The sequence below is a fragment of the Micromonospora sp. MA102 genome (assembly GCF_025460765.1).
In the GTDB taxonomy this organism is placed as follows: Bacteria; Actinomycetota; Actinomycetes; order Mycobacteriales; family Micromonosporaceae; genus Micromonospora; species Micromonospora halotolerans.
On the sequence record NZ_JAMWEG010000002.1, the window covers coordinates 221,674 to 237,107 of the forward strand.

The following is a 15,434-nucleotide window of genomic DNA, read 5'->3' on the forward strand; positions in this document are numbered from 1 at the left end:
GCCATGCCGCTGCCCACCGCCGCCCGTCCGGGTTGCCCGTTATCCGGGCGTTCCCACCCGCTGCCCGGCCGTTCCCGCGTCCGTCCCCGAGAGCACCTGGTGCAGCACCCCGGCGACGGCCGCGGTCACCTCGTCGGGGCGTTCCATCATCAGCATGTGACCGGCGCCCGGGCAGACGGTCAGCTCGGTGGTCGGCAGCGCCGCGGCGATCGACTCGGCGCACGGCGGCGGGGTGAGCCGGTCCCGGTCGCCGACCAGCGCGGCGGCCGGCAGCCGGCCGAGCGCCGCGAGGGTGTGCAGGCGGTGCTGGGCCCCGATCGAGGCGCGGAACCCGCCGATCGAGCGCAGCGAGGCGTGCGCCACCGCCGAGGTGACCAGCCGGATGTCGGCCGGGTCGCAGCGGTCGCCGAAGAGCATCCAGCGGATGCTGGGGCGCAGCGCGCGCAGCAGCGCGTGCGGCGGGCGCCAGGCGCCGCACCGGGCCAGCACCCCGGCGCCGGTGGTCTCGGCGAGCCGGATCAGCCGGGTGATGCGGGGGGAGAGCCCGTAGGCGGTGTGGGTGTGCCCCTCGGCGGTGGTCGAGACGAAGACCAGGCCGGCCACGCGGGCCGCGAAGCGGTCGGGGTGGCGGTGGGCGTACTCCATGACGGTCATTCCGCCCATCGAATGCCCGACGAGCACGATCGGGCCGGACGGGACGAGCTGGTCGACCACCGCCGCCAGGTCGTCGCCGAGCTGGGCCAGGGTGGCGGTGCGCAGCGCCATGCAGCTCGACCGGCCGTGCCCCCGGGCGTCGTAGGTGAGCACCCGGACCCGGTCGCCCCACCGGTCGCGCAGGCCGGCGAGCTGGCGGTGCCAGCTGCGACCGTCCAGCGTCCAGCCGTGCAGCAGGACGGCGGTGACCTCGGCGTCGACCGGCCCGGTCGCCGTCACGTGCAGGCGTACGCCGTCGGGAAGTCGCACCTCCAGGTGCTCCGGCATGCTCCACCTCCCCGGGCCGACCGGTGACCGCGCACCGGAGTGACCCGGTGGTGACACCGGCGTACCCCTCATGACAGCACGGCAACCGGGGTGGTGAGAAGATTTCCAACCCCGCCTCGCGTTGCCGGATCGGTGACCAGGCTGGAGGGCATGCCGCCCACCCCCGTCGCCCGGACGCCCCGGGCCGCCCTGGCCGAGCTGCTCTCCGGCAACCGGCGCTTCGTCAGCGGGCAGCCGGTGCACGGCCACGACGTCACGGCCGCCGCGGCGGTGGCGTCAGGCGACCAGCAGCCGTACGCCGTGGTGCTCGGCTGCATCGACTCGCGGGTGCCGCTGGAGGCGATCTTCGACCAGACGTTCGGCTCGATCTGCGTGATCCGCACCGGCGCGCACGTGCTCGACCGGGCGGTCCGCGGCTCGATCGAGTACGTGGTGGGGCAGCTCGGTGTGCGGCTCGTGATGGTGCTCGGCCACGAGCGCTGCGGCGCGGTGGGCTCGGCGGTCGAGGCGCTGCGCAGCGGGCACCGGCCGGACGGCGCGCTGGGCTACGTGGTGGACCGGATCACGCCGGCGGTCCGGGAGGTCGGCGTGGACGACCCGGACGCCCACCCGCTCGCCGTCCGCCGGCACGTCCGGCGCACGGTGGCCGCCCTGCGCGCCGACGAGCTGCTGGCCGGCCCGGTGGCGGCCGGCGAGGTGGCCGTGGTCGGCGCCCTCTACGACCTGGCCACCGGCGAGGTGGCGCTGCTGCCCGGGGAGTGAGGTAGAGACAGAACCGCCCGCCGGGGTGACCCCGGCGGGCGGTTCGTGGTGTCGCGGGTGAGGGCCGCTCAGCCCTCGAAGACGCCGGCCTCGACGAGACGCTTCTCGGTCTTGTCCCAGCCGTGGTCCGGGTGGGTGGCGGCGAGAGCGTTGATCTCGGCGCGGACCTTGGCGGCGTGGCCGGCGGCGGCCAGCACCCGGATCTCCTCGACGAAGGCGTCGGAGTCGGTGCGCAGGTGCGCGGTCTTGCCGTTGGTCAGGTTGCGCACATAGGCGTGCTTGCCGCCGTTGAGCGGGATCAGGTACTTGAACTCGCCCAGCACGCTGAGGGCGCCACCCTGGCCAGCCTGGCCGGCCCGGACTGACGCGCGCGCGGTCTTAGAGGTGTTGCTCGCCACGGAGGTACTCCTTGCAGACGTACGGGAGGACGGAAACCGTCCGGGGGCTGATGTGCGGTTTGACGCCCGGGGTGAGCGTCAGCCCGCGAAGACGTGCGGCGGCACAGAACCGCCCAGAGAACTGTACACGACCCCGACGCCTGGCTGGTCGTCGCGCCGTCACGGAGCACAACCGGGTCAGCCGCCCGGGTATTTCCCGGTCACCGGCACCGGCGAATTTTCCGATTCGCTGGCGCACCATCCGTCACACGGGTCATCATGTGTTCCAGAGGCCACTCGTGTGGACGAGGTCGTAGGGGAAGACGCACCTCGGCTCACCGGGAGGTCACCGTGCCAACGCGTGGCGTCGTATACGTCCACTCGACCCCGCTCGCCGTGTGCTCGCACGTCGAGTGGGCGATCGCGCGCGTCCTCGCCGCGCCGGTCAACCTGCACTGGACGGCCCAGCCCGTCGATCCCGGGGCGCGGCGCGCCGAGTGCGGGTGGACCGGCAGCCCGGGGACGGGCGCCGAACTGGCTGCTGCCCTCCGGCAGTGGCCCATGATCCGTTTCGAGGTCACCGAGGAGCCCAGCGCGGGGGTCGACGGCGAGCGCTTCATGTACGTGCCGGGGCGCGGCCTGTTCCGGGCCACCGTGGGCGCGGCCGGTGACATCCAGCTCGGCGAGGACAGGCTGCGCGGCATCATGGCCGCCGCCCGGGCCCCGGAGGCGCTCGCACACGCCCTGGACAAGGCCCTCGGCACCGCCTGGGACGCCGAACTCGAGCCCTACCGGTACGCCGGGGACGGCGCGCCGGTGACACTGCTCACCCGGGTGGGGTGACGGAAGGTCAAGTTGCCCCGATACGGTGGGGCGCGTGTCGATTTCCCCGCGCCGCGCCTGCGTCGCGCTCGCCGCACTGACCGCGCTGCTCGTCTCCGGGTGCTCGGGTGAGCCCGAACGGGCCCGGCCGACCCCGTCGAGCCCGGCGCCGGTCCCGTCGTCGGCCGCCCCCGCCCCGACCGGCGCCGACCCGGCCGCCCGGGCGGCCGCCCTGGTGGCGACGCTCTCCGACGAGGATCTCGTCGGCCAGGTGCTGATGCCCTACGCGTACGGCAGCTCGGCGACGAAGGTCTCGCCCGGTTCGGCGGCCGGCAACCGGGCCCTGGCCGGGGTCGACACCCCCGCGGAGATGGTCGCGAAGTACCGCCTCGGCGGGCTCATCCTGGTCGGCTTCAGCGCCGACGACCCCACCTCGGGCAACCAGGCGACCACCAACGTCGACAACCCGAAGCAGGTGCGCGCGCTGACCGACGGCCTGCGCGCGGCCGCCGGCCGGCTGCCCGCCGGGCCCGCCCCCTTCCTGATCGGCACCGACCAGGAGTACGGCGTGGTCACCCGGATCACCGACGGGGTGACCCTGCTGCCCAGCCCGCTCGCCGCCGGCGCCGCCGGCAACCCGGCGCTCACCGAGGCCGCCTGGCGGGCCGCCGGCGCCGAGCTGGCCGCCATGGGCGTCAACCTGGACTTCGCACCGGTCGCCGACGTGCTGGCCACCCGCAGCACGGTGATCGGCTCCCGCTCCTTCGGCGCCGACCCGACGACCGCCTCGGCGCAGGTGTCCGGCGCGGTCCGCGGGTTGCAGGCCGAGGGGGTCGGTGCCGCCGTCAAGCACTTCCCCGGGCACGGGCTGACCGCCGCCGACTCGCACACCGACCTCCCGGTGGTCGGGCAGTCCCGCGCCGTGCTGGACCGGACCGCGTTCCCGCCGTTCCACGCCGGGATCGACGCCGGCGCCATGGCGGTGATGTCCGCCCACCTGGACGTCAAGGCGATCGACCCGGGCACCCCGGCCACCTTCTCCCACAAGGTCCTCACCGACGTGCTCCGCGGCCAGCTCGGCTTCCAGGGCGTGGTGATCACCGACGGGATGAACATGGCGCCGGCCAAGCGGTGGTCCCCCGGGGAGGCCGCGGTCCGCGCGCTGAACGCCGGCAACGACCTCATCCTCATGACCCCGAACGTGGGCCAGGCGTACGACGGGCTGCGCGCCGCGCTCAAGGACGGCTCGCTGCCCCGGACCCGGCTCGTGGAGGCGGTCACCCGGGTGCTGACCATGAAGTTCAAGCTGGCCGACCGGCCGGCGCCGGCTCTGTCGACGCTGGACAGCCCCGAGCACCGGAAGGCCGCCGCCGACCTGGCCGCCGCCGCGGTGACCATGCTGCGCGGCCGGTGCGGCAGCCCGGTGGCCGGCCCGGTCACGGTCACGTCCGCCAAGGGACGCGACGGCACCCGGGCCGCGCTGACCGCGGCGCTCACCGCCGCCGGGGTGAAGGTGGTGCCCAGCGGCGGCACGGTCGTGCACCTCGTCGGGTACGGCGACGGGAGCGCGGACCTGCGCGCCGACGCGGACGTGACGGTCGCCATGGACACCCCGTACGTGCTGGCCGGGGCGAAGTCACCGACGCTGCTGGCCACCTACTCGTCCACTCGGACGTCGATGACCGCGCTGGCGGCGGTGCTCGCCGGAAAGGCCCGCCCGACCGGCCACTCCCCGGTGAAGGTGTCCGGCCTGCCCGCCACCACCTGCGGCACCTGATCGGGGTGGCTGCCCTGCGACCGACCCGGCCCTGACCTGCCCGACTGGTAGCGTCGGCCCGGTCCGCCGCCAGGGAATCCGGGGGGTCGAGTGCCGTGACCGCGCCGCAGCCGGCCCTGTCCGTCGTGGTGCCGATGTTCAACGAGGAGGCCGTCCTCCCGCTGCTCGCCGTCCGGCTGCGCGGTGTGCTCGACGGGCTCGGCGAGGCGTACGAGGTGGTGGCCGTCGACGACGGCAGCACCGACGCCACCCCGGCGGCGCTGGCCGCGCTGCGGGTCGGCTGGCCCGAGCTGCGGGTGCTCCGCCTGCGCCGCAACAGCGGGCACCAGGCCGCCCTGCACGCCGGCCTGCTGCGCGCCCGGGGCGCGTACGTGGTCAGCATCGACGCCGACCTCCAGGACCCGCCCGAGGTGATCGTCGAGCTGCTGCGCCGGGCTCGCGCCGACGGCGTGGACGTGGTCTACGCCGTACGGGCCGACCGCAGCCGGGACACCCGGTTCAAGCGGTGGAGCGCGGGCGGCTACTACCGCCTGGTCCGGCGGCTCGTCGGCGAGCAGGTCCCCGCCCAGGCCGGCGACTTCCGGCTGCTCGGCCGGGCCGCCGTGGAGGCGCTGCGGGAGCTGCCCGAGCGCAGCCCGGTGCTCCGGCTGGTGGTGCCCTGGCTCGGCTTCCCGAGCGCCGAGGTGACCTACGAGCGGCAGGAACGCGCCGCCGGCCGCACGAAGTACCCGCTGTCCCGGATGGCCGGGCTGGCCGCGGAGAGCGTCACCAGCTTCTCCGCGGCGCCGCTGCGGGTGGCCACCTGGCTGGGCCTGGCGGGCGTGGCGGTCTGCGGGGTGCTGGTGGTGGCGGCGCTGCTGGCCTGGTTCGCCGGCGCCACGGTCACCGGCTGGCCCTCGCTCTACGTGGCGATCCTCTTCCTCGGCGCCGTGCAGCTGCTCTGCCTCGGCCTGCTCGGCGAGTACGTGGCCCGGATCTACACGGCCGTGCAGGGCCGGCCCGCGTACCTGGTGGCGGGCGACAGCGCCGCCGCCGGACCGGCCCACCCGGACCCCGCCGAGCTGGCCGACAGCCTGCGGTGACCGCCGTCGCCACCGGCGCCACCCCGGCGGCCGTCGACCCGCGCCGCCGTCCGGCCGCCCTGCGCTGGGCCCCGGCCGTCGCCGGGTACGCCGCCGTCGTCGCCGTGCTGCTCGCCGCCGGCACCCCGGCCGGCGCGATCGCCCGGTGGACCGGGTACGCGGTGCTGGCCGTGCTGCTCCCCGGCACGCTGGTGTTCCGCGCGCTGCGCCGCCGGCCGCACACCCTGGTCGAGGACCTGGCCATGGGCGCCGCCGTCGGCCTGGTGCTGGAGCTGGTCGCGTGGGCCGCGTTCACCGCGGTCGGACTGCCCGGCTGGCTACGGCTGTGGCCGCTCGCCGTGGTGGTGCCCTTCGCCGCCGCGCCCCGGCTGCGCCGGCACTGGCTGGTCCGGTACCCGACCGTGGCGCCGGCGGGGTGGGCCTGGTCGCTGGCGGGGGTGGTGGCCGGCTTCACCCTCTACCTGTACGGCTCGTTCCTCGCCGTCAACCCGGTGCTGCCCACCGACGAGGGGCAGGCCCAGTACATCGACCTGGCCTTCCAGCTCTCCCTCGCCGGGGCGGCCACCCACCAGGTGCCGCCCGAGGTGCCGCAGGTCGCCGGGGAGCCGCTGCACTACCACTGGTTCGGCTTCGCCCACCTGGCCGCCACCAGCCTGGTCAGCGGGGTGGACCTGCCCACCGTGCTGTTCCGGCTCGCCGTGCCCGCGCTCTGCGCGCTCGCCGCCGTGCTGGTGGCCGTGGTCGGTTGGCGGATCAGCGGCCGGCCGTACGCCGGGGTGGTGGCCGCCGCGCTGCTGTTCACCGTGGGCGAGTTCGGCTTCGAGAACGGCTGGCGGCAGCTCTTCGGCAGCCAGGCCACCTTCATCGTCTGGGGCAGCCCGTCGATGACGTACAGCTGGGTCCTGCTGCTGCCGCTGGTCGCCGCGCTCGGCGAGCTCACCGGTCGGGCCCGCGGGGTGACCGTGCCCGCGCTGGGCCGCGGCGCCTGGGCGCTGGCGGTCCTCTTCCTGGCCGCGTCGACCGGCGCCAAGGCCAGTTCGCTGCCGGTGGTGCTGGCCGCGCTCGGTCTCACCGCCGCGGTGACGCTGGTGGCCCGCCGCCGGGTGCCCCGGCGGGTGCTCGTCGCCGCCGGCCTGGCCCTGGCCGCGCAGGTGTTCGCCACCGCCGTGCTGTTCGCCTTCGAGAGCCACGGGGTGGTCCTGGACCCGTTCTCGGGGCTGCGCCCGTACGTGCCCTCCGGCCGGCCCGCCGGGGTCACCGCGCTGTGGTGGGTGCTGGTGGCGGTGGCGTTCCTGCTGAACCTCCAGCTCCGGGTGGCCGGTGCCCTGGCCCTGCTCCGGCCGCGCCGGTGGCGGCTGGAGCCGGTGCAGGTGTTCCTGCTCGGCGGCGCGCTCGCCGGCCCGGCGATCTACCTGCTCGTCGGGCATCCCGGCAGCAGCAACCAGTACTTCACCCGGACCGGGTTCGCCTTCGGGGTGCTGCTCTCCGGGTGGGGCTGGGTCGAGGTGGCCGACCGGGCCGCCCTCTCGGCCCGGGGCCGGTGGCTGCTCGGCGCCGGCGCCGCCGGGTTCGCCGCGCTGCTCACCGCGGCGCAGCTCCACTCCGCGACCAGCTCGCCGGCCGTCCCCGCGTACGCCCCGGTGCTGCCGCTGCTGCGCTGGGCGGCCGTGCTGACCGTGCCGGCGGTGCTGGTGGCCCTGTGCTGGCCCGCGCTGGTCGGGCGCTGGCCCGGGCTGGCCGGCCGGGGCGGGCTCGTGCTGCTCACCGCCGTGCTGACCGCCGGGACGCCGGGGCTGGTGCTGGACGCCGCCGCGACCCGGGACTACCCGAACGGCGGGGCGTACCCGGTGGTGGCGATGCCCGCCTCCCGGGTCGAGGCGGCCCGCTGGGTGCGGGCGCACAGCGCGCCGGATGACGTGCTCGCGACCAACGCCCACTGCCGGGAGGTGGTGGACGGGTGGTGCGACGCCCGGTCGTTCTGGCTCAGCGGCTACGCCGAGCGGTCGGTGCTGGTCGAGGGGTGGGCGTTCGCGCCCCGGGTGGTCGGCCGGCCCGACGGCCCGTACGCGCCGTTCTGGGACACCGACCGGCAGCGCGCCAACGACGTGGCCTTCACCGCCCCCACGGCCGCCGGCCTGGCCGCCCTGCGCGACCGGTACGGCGTGCGCTGGCTGGTGGTGGACCGGCAGGCCGGCCCCGAGGAGCCGGCCCTGCGGACCCTCGCCGACCTGCGCTTCGAGAACGCGCGGACGGCCGTCTACCGGCTCCGTTGACCCCGGCTCACTCGCGGTTGTTCTTGGCGGTCTGCTTGGCCAGCTGGTACGCCGGCAGCATGGCCAGGTGCTCCTCGTCGTCCGCTCCGCCGAGAGTCAGCAGGTAGCGCCCCCAGATGGTCGAGACCAGGATGGCCCGCTCCCGGGTGCCGTCCGGCCCCACGAAGCTCGCCTCGAAGGCATCGAGCGGTCCGGCCTTCGTCCGGCGGTACTGCCGCTGGGCGGCGTCGCCGTACGCGTCGAGGAACTTGTCCATCGTGTACTGCTGGCTGAGGCCCGCATCCGCGTCCCAGACACGCAGGAAGCCGAGGTGCCCGGCCGGCTTGGCGTCGATCTCGCACATCGGCACGGCGTCGCCGACCGCGGCGTCCCGGCCGGCCGTCACCGCCTTCGCTCGCCACTTCGCCGGGATCGAGAAGATGATTCCCATCGGGCACGGGCTCGCCTTGCCGCCGATCTCACCGGCCGCCTCGATGGGGGCCACCTCGTCGTACCAGGGCGGTCCGGCGACGACGGGCGAGCCGGTCGGGCTCGGTGCCGTCGAGGCCGTCGCCGCCGGCCGCGGCTTTTCGTCGCCGCAGCCGGCCACCCCGGCAAGGGCCAGCACGGCCACCATGGCAGTGGCGGTACGTCGCCGCATTTCCGTCCTCCTGAATCAGGTGCCGCCGTGCCCGGCGGCGGCCCAGGAAGGCTAGTCGATCTTCGGCGGTCCTGGTGTCCCGGGCTCAGGACGGGCGGTGCGCGCGCAGCATCAGCGAGACCCCGGGCAGCGCCCGCACGGGCAGGTGCCGCTCGACCGCGACCACCGTACGCAGGCCGAGGTTCACCAGCGGGTGCGGCTCGTCCAGGTCCGAGCCGGCGCACCGGCGGCGCCGCCACGCCGCCACCGGGCGTAGCAGCACGTTCCAGCTCCACAGCTCGTCCACCACCAGCCCGGCCTTCTCCACCACGGCCCGCAGCCCGGCGCGGTCGTAGCGGCGGACGTGCCCGACCGCCGCGTCGTGGGCCGACCAGAGCCGCATGTCGGCCGGCACCGTGATCAGGGCCGTCCCGCCGGGGCGCAGCGCCCGCCGGAACTCGGCGGCCGCCAGGTGGTCCTCGTCGACGTGCTCCAGGATGTCGAAGGCGACCACCAGACCCAGGCCGGCCGAGGGGACCGGCAGGTGCCGAGCGTCGGCCCGGATCACGTCCAGGCCCCGGCCCCGGGCCACCCCGGCGCCCTCGGCGCTGTATTCCAGCGCGACCGGCCGCCAGCCGTGCGCCCGCAGCACCCGGGTGTTCCCGCCGCCGGCCGCGCCGATGTCCAGCGCCCGCCCCGGCCGGGTGCCCGCCGCCGCCAACCGGCGCAGCGCCCGGCCCAGCAGGGCGCGCCGCTCCCGATACCACCAGTGGGTGTCCTCCAGCGCGGCGAGCTTGCGGATCTCGGTCGCGTCCACGGTGGTGCTCCTCGACGGCTCGGCGGTCCTCACCGTAACCGCCCGGGCCGGCTGGAACCGGGCCGCCGGCAAATCCGGGTGCGGCCGGACGCGGGCGCTGGCAGGGTGGCGCCGATGGGAGAGCACGCGCAGGGTTTCCGTTATGTCGAACGGGCCGACGGGTCGGTGGTGATCACCCACCATGGTCGGGTCGCCGCCACATTGCGGGGCGGACGCGCCGCTCAGTTCCTCGCCGAGGTCGGCGACGACCCGCAACTGGTGATGGCCCGGTGGACCGGCAACTACCGGCGGGGCAACGAGCGGACCGCGCGGCAGCATCCCCGCAACCGGGGCTGAGACGCGCTCGGGGCCCGCGTCCGGTGCGGACGCGGACCCCGAGCGGGCATGCCGTGCTCAGGCCCGGGTGAAGACCAGGGCAACGTTGTGCCCGCCGAAGCCGAACGCGTTGTTCAGCGCCGCCGGGATCTCCAGGTGGCGCGCCTTGTGCGCGGCCACCTCGAGGGTGAGGCCCTCGTCCGGGTCGTCCAGGTTGATCGTCGGCGGCACGACACCGTCCCGGATGGCCAGGATGGTGGCGATCGACTCCAGCGCACCGGCCGCGCCGAGCAGATGCCCGGTCATCGACTTGGTGGCCGACAGCAGCACGTGGTCGCCCACCGCCTTGTGCAGGGCGCCGATCTCCAGCATGTCGCCGACCGGGGTGGAGGTGGCGTGCGCGTTCACGTGCCGGATGTCGGTCTTCGCGACGTCCGCGTCCGCGACCGCCTTGGCGATGGCCCGGATGGCGCCCTCGCCCTCGGCGTGCGGCTGCACGATGTCGTACGCGTCCGACGTGATCCCGGCGCCGGCGAGGCGCGCGTAGACCCGGGCGCCGCGGGCGGCGGCGTGGTCGGCGCGCTCCAGGACCACCACGCCCGCGCCCTCACCGAGGACGAAGCCGTCGCGGCCCTTGTCCCACGGGCGGGACGCCTTCTCCGGCTCGTCGTTGCGGGTCGACATGGCCCGCATCGAGGCGAAGCCGGCGATCGGCAGCGGGTGGATGACCGCCTCGGTGCCGCCGGCCACCACCACGTCGGCCCGGCCGGAGCGGATGATGTCCAGCCCCAGCGCGATCGCCTCCGCGCCGGTCGCGCAGGCGCTGGCGACCGAGTGCACGCCGGCCTTCGCGCCGAGTTCCAGCCCGACCCAGGCGGCCGGGCCGTTCGGCATCAGCATCGGCACCGTGTGCGGGGAGACCCGCCGCGGGCCGGAGGCCTCCAGGATGTCGTCCTGGGCGAGCAGGGTCGTGGCGCCGCCGATGCCGGAGCCGATGCTGACCGCCAGCCGCTCCGGGTCCAGCCCGGAGTCGGCCAGGCCGGCGTCCGCCCAGGCCTGCTGCGCCGCCACGATGGCGATCGCCTCGGACCGGTCCAGCCGGCGGAGCTTGACCCGGTCGAGCACCGTCGACGGTTCGACGGCGAGCTGCGCGGCGATCCGGACGGGCAGTTGCGCGGCCCACTCCTGGGTGAGCGCACTCACCCCGGAGCGGCCGGCGAGCATGGCGTCCCAGGTCGACGCGACGTCCCCGCCGAGCGGGGTCGTCGCGCCGAGCCCGGTGACGACGACGTCGGGACGACTCATGATCAGGACTGCGCCGCGATGTAGCTGACGGCGTCGCCCACGGTCTTGAGGTTCTGCACCTCGTTGTCCGGGATCTTGACGCCGAACTTCTCCTCGGCCGCCACCACGACCTCCACCATGGAGAGCGAGTCGACATCGAGGTCGTCGGTGAAGGACTTCCCCTCGGCCACGTCGTCCGGGTTCACCCCGGCAACCTCTTCGAGGATCTCGGCGAGGCCGGCGGTGATCTCGTCACGGGTCATTGCGGTTGGTTCCTCTCATCGGGGGTTCACTCGACGGCCGGCGACGCCGGCCGTCACACCTCGGCGCTCGCGCCCGAGGGGGTCTTCATGGGCAGCGGACGACCTGACCGGCGTAGGTCAGGCCACCGCCGAAGCCGAACAGCAGCACCGGGGCGCCGGAGGGCACCTCGCGCCGTTCGACCATCTTCGACAGGGCCAGCGGCACGCTCGCCGCGGACGTGTTTCCGGACTCGACGATGTCCTTCGCGATGATCGCGTTCGGGATGTCCAGCCGCTTGACGATGCCATCGATGATCCGGGCGTTGGCCTGGTGCGGCACGAACGCGGCCAGCTCCGACGGGGCCACCCCGGCCTTCTCGCAGGCCTGGAGCGCGAGCGGGGCCAGCGCCGTGGTGGCCCAGCGGAAGACCGCCTGCCCCTCCTGCGCGATGTACGGCCGCCAGCCCTCGATCCGGACCGCGTCGCTCTTCTCCGGCACCGAACCCCACACCACGGGGCCCACCCCGGCCGGCTCGCCCTCGGCGGTCGCGGTGACCACGGCCGCGCCCGCGCCGTCGCCGAAGATGATGCAGGTCGACCGGTCGGTCCAGTCGGTGAAGTCGGACAGCTTCTCGGCGCCGATCACGATCGCGTTGCGTGCCGCGCCGGCCCGGATGGCGTGGTCCACGGTGCCCAGCGCGTACGCGAAGCCGGAGCAGGCGGTGTTGATGTCGTACGCGCCCGGGGCGCCGATGCCCAGCTTGGCCGCGACCCGGCAGGCCACGTTCGGGCTGCGGTCCACCGAGGTGCAGGTGGCGACCACGACGAGGTCGATGTCGGCGGCCGTGAGGCCCGAGTTGGCCAGCGCCTTGCCGGCGGCCGCGGCGGCCATGTCGGCCACCGTCTCGTCGCCGGCGATCCGGCGGGTGACGATGCCGACCCGGTCCCGGATCCACTCGTCGTTGGTGTCGACCATCTGGGCGAGGTCGTCGTTGGTGACCACGCGGGAGGGCTGGTAGTGCCCCATCGCGACGATCCGGCTGCCGGCCATCAGTGGATACCTTCCGTTAGCGACTGCGGGACCCGCAGGATCGGCTCGTTGTGCGGGCTCATGCGCGGTGCCGGGCGATCAGGTCCCGCGCGGCGGGCAGGTCGTCGGGGGTGTTGAGGGTGACGATCTCGGGCGCCCCCTCGCCCTTGAGCTCCCGCTTGACGAGGCCCGCGAGGGTGCCGGCCGGCGGCAGCTCGATGACGCCGGTGACGCCGAGGTCGGCCAGCGTGCGCATGCACAGGTCCCAGCGGACCGGGGCGGTCACCTGGCGGACCAGCCGCTGCACCAGCTCCTGGCCGTGCTCGACCGGCGCGCCGTCCAGGTTGGAGAGCAGGATGCGGGCCGGGTCGGCGGGGGTGATGCCGGCGGCCACCTCGGCCAGCGCCGCCTCGGCCGGGGCCATGTACGGCGTGTGAAAGGCGCCGGCCACCTTGAGCATGATGACCCGGGCCCGGGCCGGCGGTTCGGCGGCGAGCTTCTCCAGCCCGGCCACCGCGCCGGCGGCGACGATCTGGCCGGCGCCGTTGCGGTTGGCCGGGTGCAGCCCGTGCGCCGCTAGGGCGGCGAGCACCTCGTCCGGGTCGCCGCCGAGCACGGCGGCCATCCCGGTCGGCTCCAGCGCGCAGGCGGCGGCCATCTCGCGGCCGCGTACGCCGGCCAGGCTCACGGCCGTCTCGGCGGTCAGCACCCCGGCCAGGGCGGCGGCGCCCAACTCGCCGACGCTGTGGCCGGCGACCAGCCCGACGTCCGCCATGGGCAGCTGCTCGGCGGCGAGCAGCGCGGCGGCGACGAGCAGCGGCTGGGTGCGGGCGGTGTCCTTGATCTCGTCCGCGTCCGCCCGGGTGCCCAGGTGGAGCAGATCGACCCCGGCCAGCGCCGACCAGGAGCTCAGGCGCGCCTCGGCGCCGGGCAGGTCGAGCCAGGGGGTCAGGAAACCGGGCTTCTGCGAACCCTGTCCGGGTGAGAGTACGGCGAGCACGTCTACGACTCTGACGGATACTCGCGGGTCGCGCTGTAACGCACGGCACCAAACCGCACTAGAAGGTTTGGAGGATACCTACAAAGATCGGCGCCGATCATCACCCGTCTGCGGCGTTTTGCCGGCTCCTGGGCTCATTGTCTGGCTCGGGACCGGTGCGGCGCCCGGTACCACCGGGTCGAGCCGGCCGACCGTCAGCGCCACCTGGAGGGTGAACGCGTCCCGCGGCGTGAGCGGGGAGAAGCCGGCCACCTCGGCGACCCGCTTGAGCCGGTACCGCACGGTGTTCGGGTGCACGAAGAGCGCCCGGGCCGCGCTCTCCAGCGTGCCGCCGGCGGCGAAGAAGGCGTCCAGCGTCTCCAGCAGCTCGCCGCCGGCGCGGGCGAGCGGGGCGTACACGTCGTGGCGCAGCCGGCGGCGGGCCTCGGCGTCCCCGGCCAGCGCCCGCTCGGGAAGCAGGTCGGCGGCGGAGACCGGGCGGGGCGCGGTCGGCCAGGCCGGCGCGGCCCGGAAGCCGGCCAGTGCGGCGCGCGCCGAGTCGGTCGCCTCGTCCAGGCTGGGCACGGCCGGTCCGACCACCACGGGGCCCTCGCCGAAAGCGGTGAGCAGCTTCTCCGTGGCCGCCACCGGGTCGGCCGCACCGCCCAGCACGATGACCAGCCGGTCGCCGTGCACGCCGCCGATCACCTCGACCCCGATCCGGCGGGCCTGCCGGTAGACGGTGTGCAGCACGGCCGCCACCTCACCGCCGGGGGAGCGGCCCACCGCCACCGCCACCGGCGGCGCGTCCGACCAGCCCAGCGCCGCCGCCCGGCTGGCCAGCACGTCCGGGGAGTCGCCGCGCAGCAGCGCGTCCACCAGCAACGCCTGCAATCGGGCGTCCCACGAGCCGCGGGTCTCGGCGGCGCGGGCGTAGACCCGGGCGGCGGCGAAGGCGATCTCCCGGGAGAAGCGCAGCACCGCCTCCCGCAGCAGCTGCTCCTCGCCCTTCACGGCGAGGTGGGACACCTGCTCCTCGACCACCTCGATGGTCACCTTGATCAGCGCCACGGTCTGCTGGAGGGTGATCGAGCGCGCGAGGGCCTGCGGCGCGGCGGCGAAGACCTCGTCCGACACCTCCTGCGTGCTGTCGGTCGCGCCACCGCCCTGGTGCAGCCACTGCACCAGCGACCGGACGCCGGCCTGGGCGACCAGCATGACCCAGGAGCGCTGGTCGGCCGGCAGCTCCCGGAACCAGGGCAGCGTCTCGTCCATCCGCGCCACGCTGGCGGTTGACAGCGCGCCCGCCGCCCGCTCGATGCGGCGCAGCGTCGCCGACAGTTCGGTCCCGCCCGGTTCGCTCACGGCACCAGCCTGACACGCCCTGACCAGCGGCTCCACTCCGAGGCCCGCCCGCCGGCCGGTCGCCGCCGGCCGGCGGTGACAATGATCTCCCGTGACCGACGACCCGCGCGCCCTCGCCGAACTCGCCCGCGACATCGACGCCACCTGCCGGCTCACCGGCCGGTTCGTGCTCCGCTCCGGCCGGATCGCCGACGAGTACTTCGACAAGTACCGGTTCGAGGCCGACCCTGTCCTGCTGGACCGGGTCGCCGCCGGCCTGGCCCGGCTGGTCCCGGCCGGCACCGAGGTGCTGGCCGGCCTGGAGCTGGGCGGCATCCCGGTGGTCACCGCGCTGGCCCGGCACGTCGGGCTGCCCTGCGCGTTCGTCCGCAAGACCGCCAAGGCGTACGGGACCGCCCGGCTGGCGGAGGGCGCGGACGTCGCCGGGCGGCGGGTGCTGGTGGTCGAGGACGTGGTGACCTCGGGCGGTCAGGTGGTGCTCTCCACGGGCCAGCTCCGGGAGTTGGGCGCGACCGTCACGGACGCGCTCTGCGTGATCGACCGGGGCGAGGGCGGCACGGCGGCGCTCGCCGGGCACGGCATCGCGCTGCGCGCCCTGCTCACCCGCGCCGACCTGGACGCCGCCCGCCGAGCCTGACCCGTTCCGGTCCGCCGGTGATCTCCACGGGTAGCGCTGAACAGCCCGTCGGGCCCGGCCAGTACGGTGTCA

At 75.3% G+C, this 15,434-nt stretch carries 15 protein-coding genes and 1 pseudogene; 7 read left to right on the forward strand and 9 right to left on the reverse strand.

From position 1 onward, the window contains the following. Window positions 1-39: 39 nt before the first annotated feature. Window positions 40-981, reverse strand: coding sequence for an alpha/beta fold hydrolase (locus NFX44_RS04425; RefSeq protein ID WP_262282198.1), 942 nt, complete (start codon window positions 979-981; stop codon window positions 40-42). Between the two features lie 150 nt (window positions 982-1,131). On the opposite strand from NFX44_RS04425, the gene NFX44_RS04430 reads away from it, so the two are divergent. Beyond that, window positions 1,132-1,743, forward strand: coding sequence for a carbonic anhydrase (locus NFX44_RS04430; RefSeq protein ID WP_262282199.1), 612 nt, complete (start codon window positions 1,132-1,134; stop codon window positions 1,741-1,743). Window positions 1,744-1,811: 68 nt separating this feature from the next. Here the strand turns inward: NFX44_RS04430 and NFX44_RS04435 are convergent, their stop codons facing one another. Continuing rightward, a complete protein-coding gene (locus NFX44_RS04435) occupies window positions 1,812-2,141 on the reverse strand; it encodes a hypothetical protein (protein WP_154228052.1) in 330 nt (109 codons plus the stop codon). 330 nt (window positions 2,142-2,471) lie between these two features. Between NFX44_RS04435 and NFX44_RS04440 the strand changes: the two genes are divergently transcribed. From NFX44_RS04440 to NFX44_RS04455, 4 genes are all read left to right on the forward strand, one after another. After that, window positions 2,472-2,963 (forward strand): DUF3145 domain-containing protein, encoded by a 492-nt coding sequence (locus NFX44_RS04440; protein WP_262282200.1) that lies wholly within the window; start codon window positions 2,472-2,474, stop codon window positions 2,961-2,963. Window positions 2,964-2,988: 25 nt separating this feature from the next. Next, a complete protein-coding gene (locus NFX44_RS04445) occupies window positions 2,989-4,719 on the forward strand; it encodes a glycoside hydrolase family 3 protein (RefSeq protein ID WP_262282201.1) in 1,731 nt (576 codons plus the stop codon). 95 nt (window positions 4,720-4,814) lie between these two features. Beyond that, a complete protein-coding gene (locus NFX44_RS04450) occupies window positions 4,815-5,801 on the forward strand; it encodes a glycosyltransferase family 2 protein (RefSeq protein WP_262282202.1) in 987 nt (328 codons plus the stop codon). After that, entirely contained in the window at window positions 5,798-8,074 is a 2,277-nt protein-coding gene (locus NFX44_RS04455) for a hypothetical protein (RefSeq protein WP_262282203.1), read from the forward strand. The genes NFX44_RS04450 and NFX44_RS04455 overlap by 4 nt, the downstream gene beginning before the upstream one ends. 7 nt (window positions 8,075-8,081) lie before the next feature. Here NFX44_RS04455 and NFX44_RS04460 read toward each other — a convergent pair whose 3' ends face one another. Together NFX44_RS04460 and NFX44_RS04465 are read right to left on the reverse strand one after the other, a co-directional pair. Next, on the reverse strand, window positions 8,082-8,714 hold the full coding sequence (locus NFX44_RS04460) for a lipoprotein (RefSeq protein ID WP_262282204.1): 633 nt from the start codon (window positions 8,712-8,714) through the stop codon (window positions 8,082-8,084). Between the two features lie 85 nt (window positions 8,715-8,799). Beyond that, window positions 8,800-9,510: a bifunctional 2-polyprenyl-6-hydroxyphenol methylase/3-demethylubiquinol 3-O-methyltransferase UbiG gene (locus NFX44_RS04465; protein ID WP_262282205.1), complete on the reverse strand. Its 711-nt coding sequence runs from the start codon at window positions 9,508-9,510 to the stop codon at window positions 8,800-8,802. 114 nt (window positions 9,511-9,624) lie between these two features. Here NFX44_RS04465 and NFX44_RS04470 point away from each other — a divergent pair, with 114 nt between their 5' ends. Continuing rightward, entirely contained in the window at window positions 9,625-9,846 is a 222-nt protein-coding gene (locus NFX44_RS04470; protein ID WP_262282206.1) for a hypothetical protein, read from the forward strand. Between the two features lie 57 nt (window positions 9,847-9,903). Here NFX44_RS04470 and fabF read toward each other — a convergent pair whose 3' ends face one another. The 5 genes and pseudogenes from fabF to NFX44_RS04495 all read right to left on the reverse strand — a co-directional run bounded on the left by fabF (window position 9,904) and on the right by NFX44_RS04495 (window position 14,761). Beyond that, a complete protein-coding gene (fabF, locus tag NFX44_RS04475; RefSeq protein ID WP_262282207.1) occupies window positions 9,904-11,130 on the reverse strand; it encodes a beta-ketoacyl-ACP synthase II in 1,227 nt (408 codons plus the stop codon). A gap of 2 nt (window positions 11,131-11,132) precedes the next feature. Further along, window positions 11,133-11,372, reverse strand: a complete 240-nt coding sequence (locus NFX44_RS04480) for an acyl carrier protein (RefSeq protein ID WP_088972559.1) — start codon at window positions 11,370-11,372, stop codon at window positions 11,133-11,135. A gap of 85 nt (window positions 11,373-11,457) precedes the next feature. Further along, window positions 11,458-12,402 carry a beta-ketoacyl-ACP synthase III gene (locus tag NFX44_RS04485; protein WP_262282208.1) on the reverse strand — a complete coding sequence of 315 codons (945 nt, stop codon included), beginning with the start codon at window positions 12,400-12,402 and terminating at the stop codon, window positions 11,458-11,460. A gap of 67 nt (window positions 12,403-12,469) precedes the next feature. After that, window positions 12,470-13,381: pseudogene (locus tag NFX44_RS04490) on the reverse strand (ACP S-malonyltransferase); the annotation flags it as partial. Between the two features lie 78 nt (window positions 13,382-13,459). Next, the gene (locus NFX44_RS04495; protein WP_315974564.1) at window positions 13,460-14,761 is read right to left on the reverse strand and encodes a helix-turn-helix domain-containing protein; all 1,302 of its coding nucleotides are present in this window, start codon (window positions 14,759-14,761) and stop codon (window positions 13,460-13,462) included. A gap of 55 nt (window positions 14,762-14,816) precedes the next feature. Here NFX44_RS04495 and NFX44_RS04500 point away from each other — a divergent pair, with 55 nt between their 5' ends. Then, entirely contained in the window at window positions 14,817-15,362 is a 546-nt protein-coding gene (locus NFX44_RS04500; protein WP_262282210.1) for an orotate phosphoribosyltransferase, read from the forward strand. Window positions 15,363-15,434 lie beyond the last annotated feature (72 nt).

Bases quoted from the DNA above. Each gene is read 5' to 3' on its own strand.
- NFX44_RS04425 (WP_262282198.1), bottom strand. From the start codon at position 981: ATGCCGGAGCACCTGGAGGTGCGACTTCCCGACGGCGTACGCCTGCAC.
- NFX44_RS04430 (WP_262282199.1), top strand. From the start codon at position 1,132: ATGCCGCCCACCCCCGTCGCCCGGACGCCCCGGGCCGCCCTGGCCGAG.
- NFX44_RS04460 (WP_262282204.1), bottom strand. From the start codon at position 8,714: ATGCGGCGACGTACCGCCACTGCCATGGTGGCCGTGCTGGCCCTTGCC.
- NFX44_RS04470 (WP_262282206.1), top strand. From the start codon at position 9,625: ATGGGAGAGCACGCGCAGGGTTTCCGTTATGTCGAACGGGCCGACGGG.
- fabF (WP_262282207.1), bottom strand. From the start codon at position 11,130: ATGAGTCGTCCCGACGTCGTCGTCACCGGGCTCGGCGCGACGACCCCG.
- NFX44_RS04480 (WP_088972559.1), bottom strand. From the start codon at position 11,372: ATGACCCGTGACGAGATCACCGCCGGCCTCGCCGAGATCCTCGAAGAG.
- NFX44_RS04485 (WP_262282208.1), bottom strand. From the start codon at position 12,402: ATGGCCGGCAGCCGGATCGTCGCGATGGGGCACTACCAGCCCTCCCGC.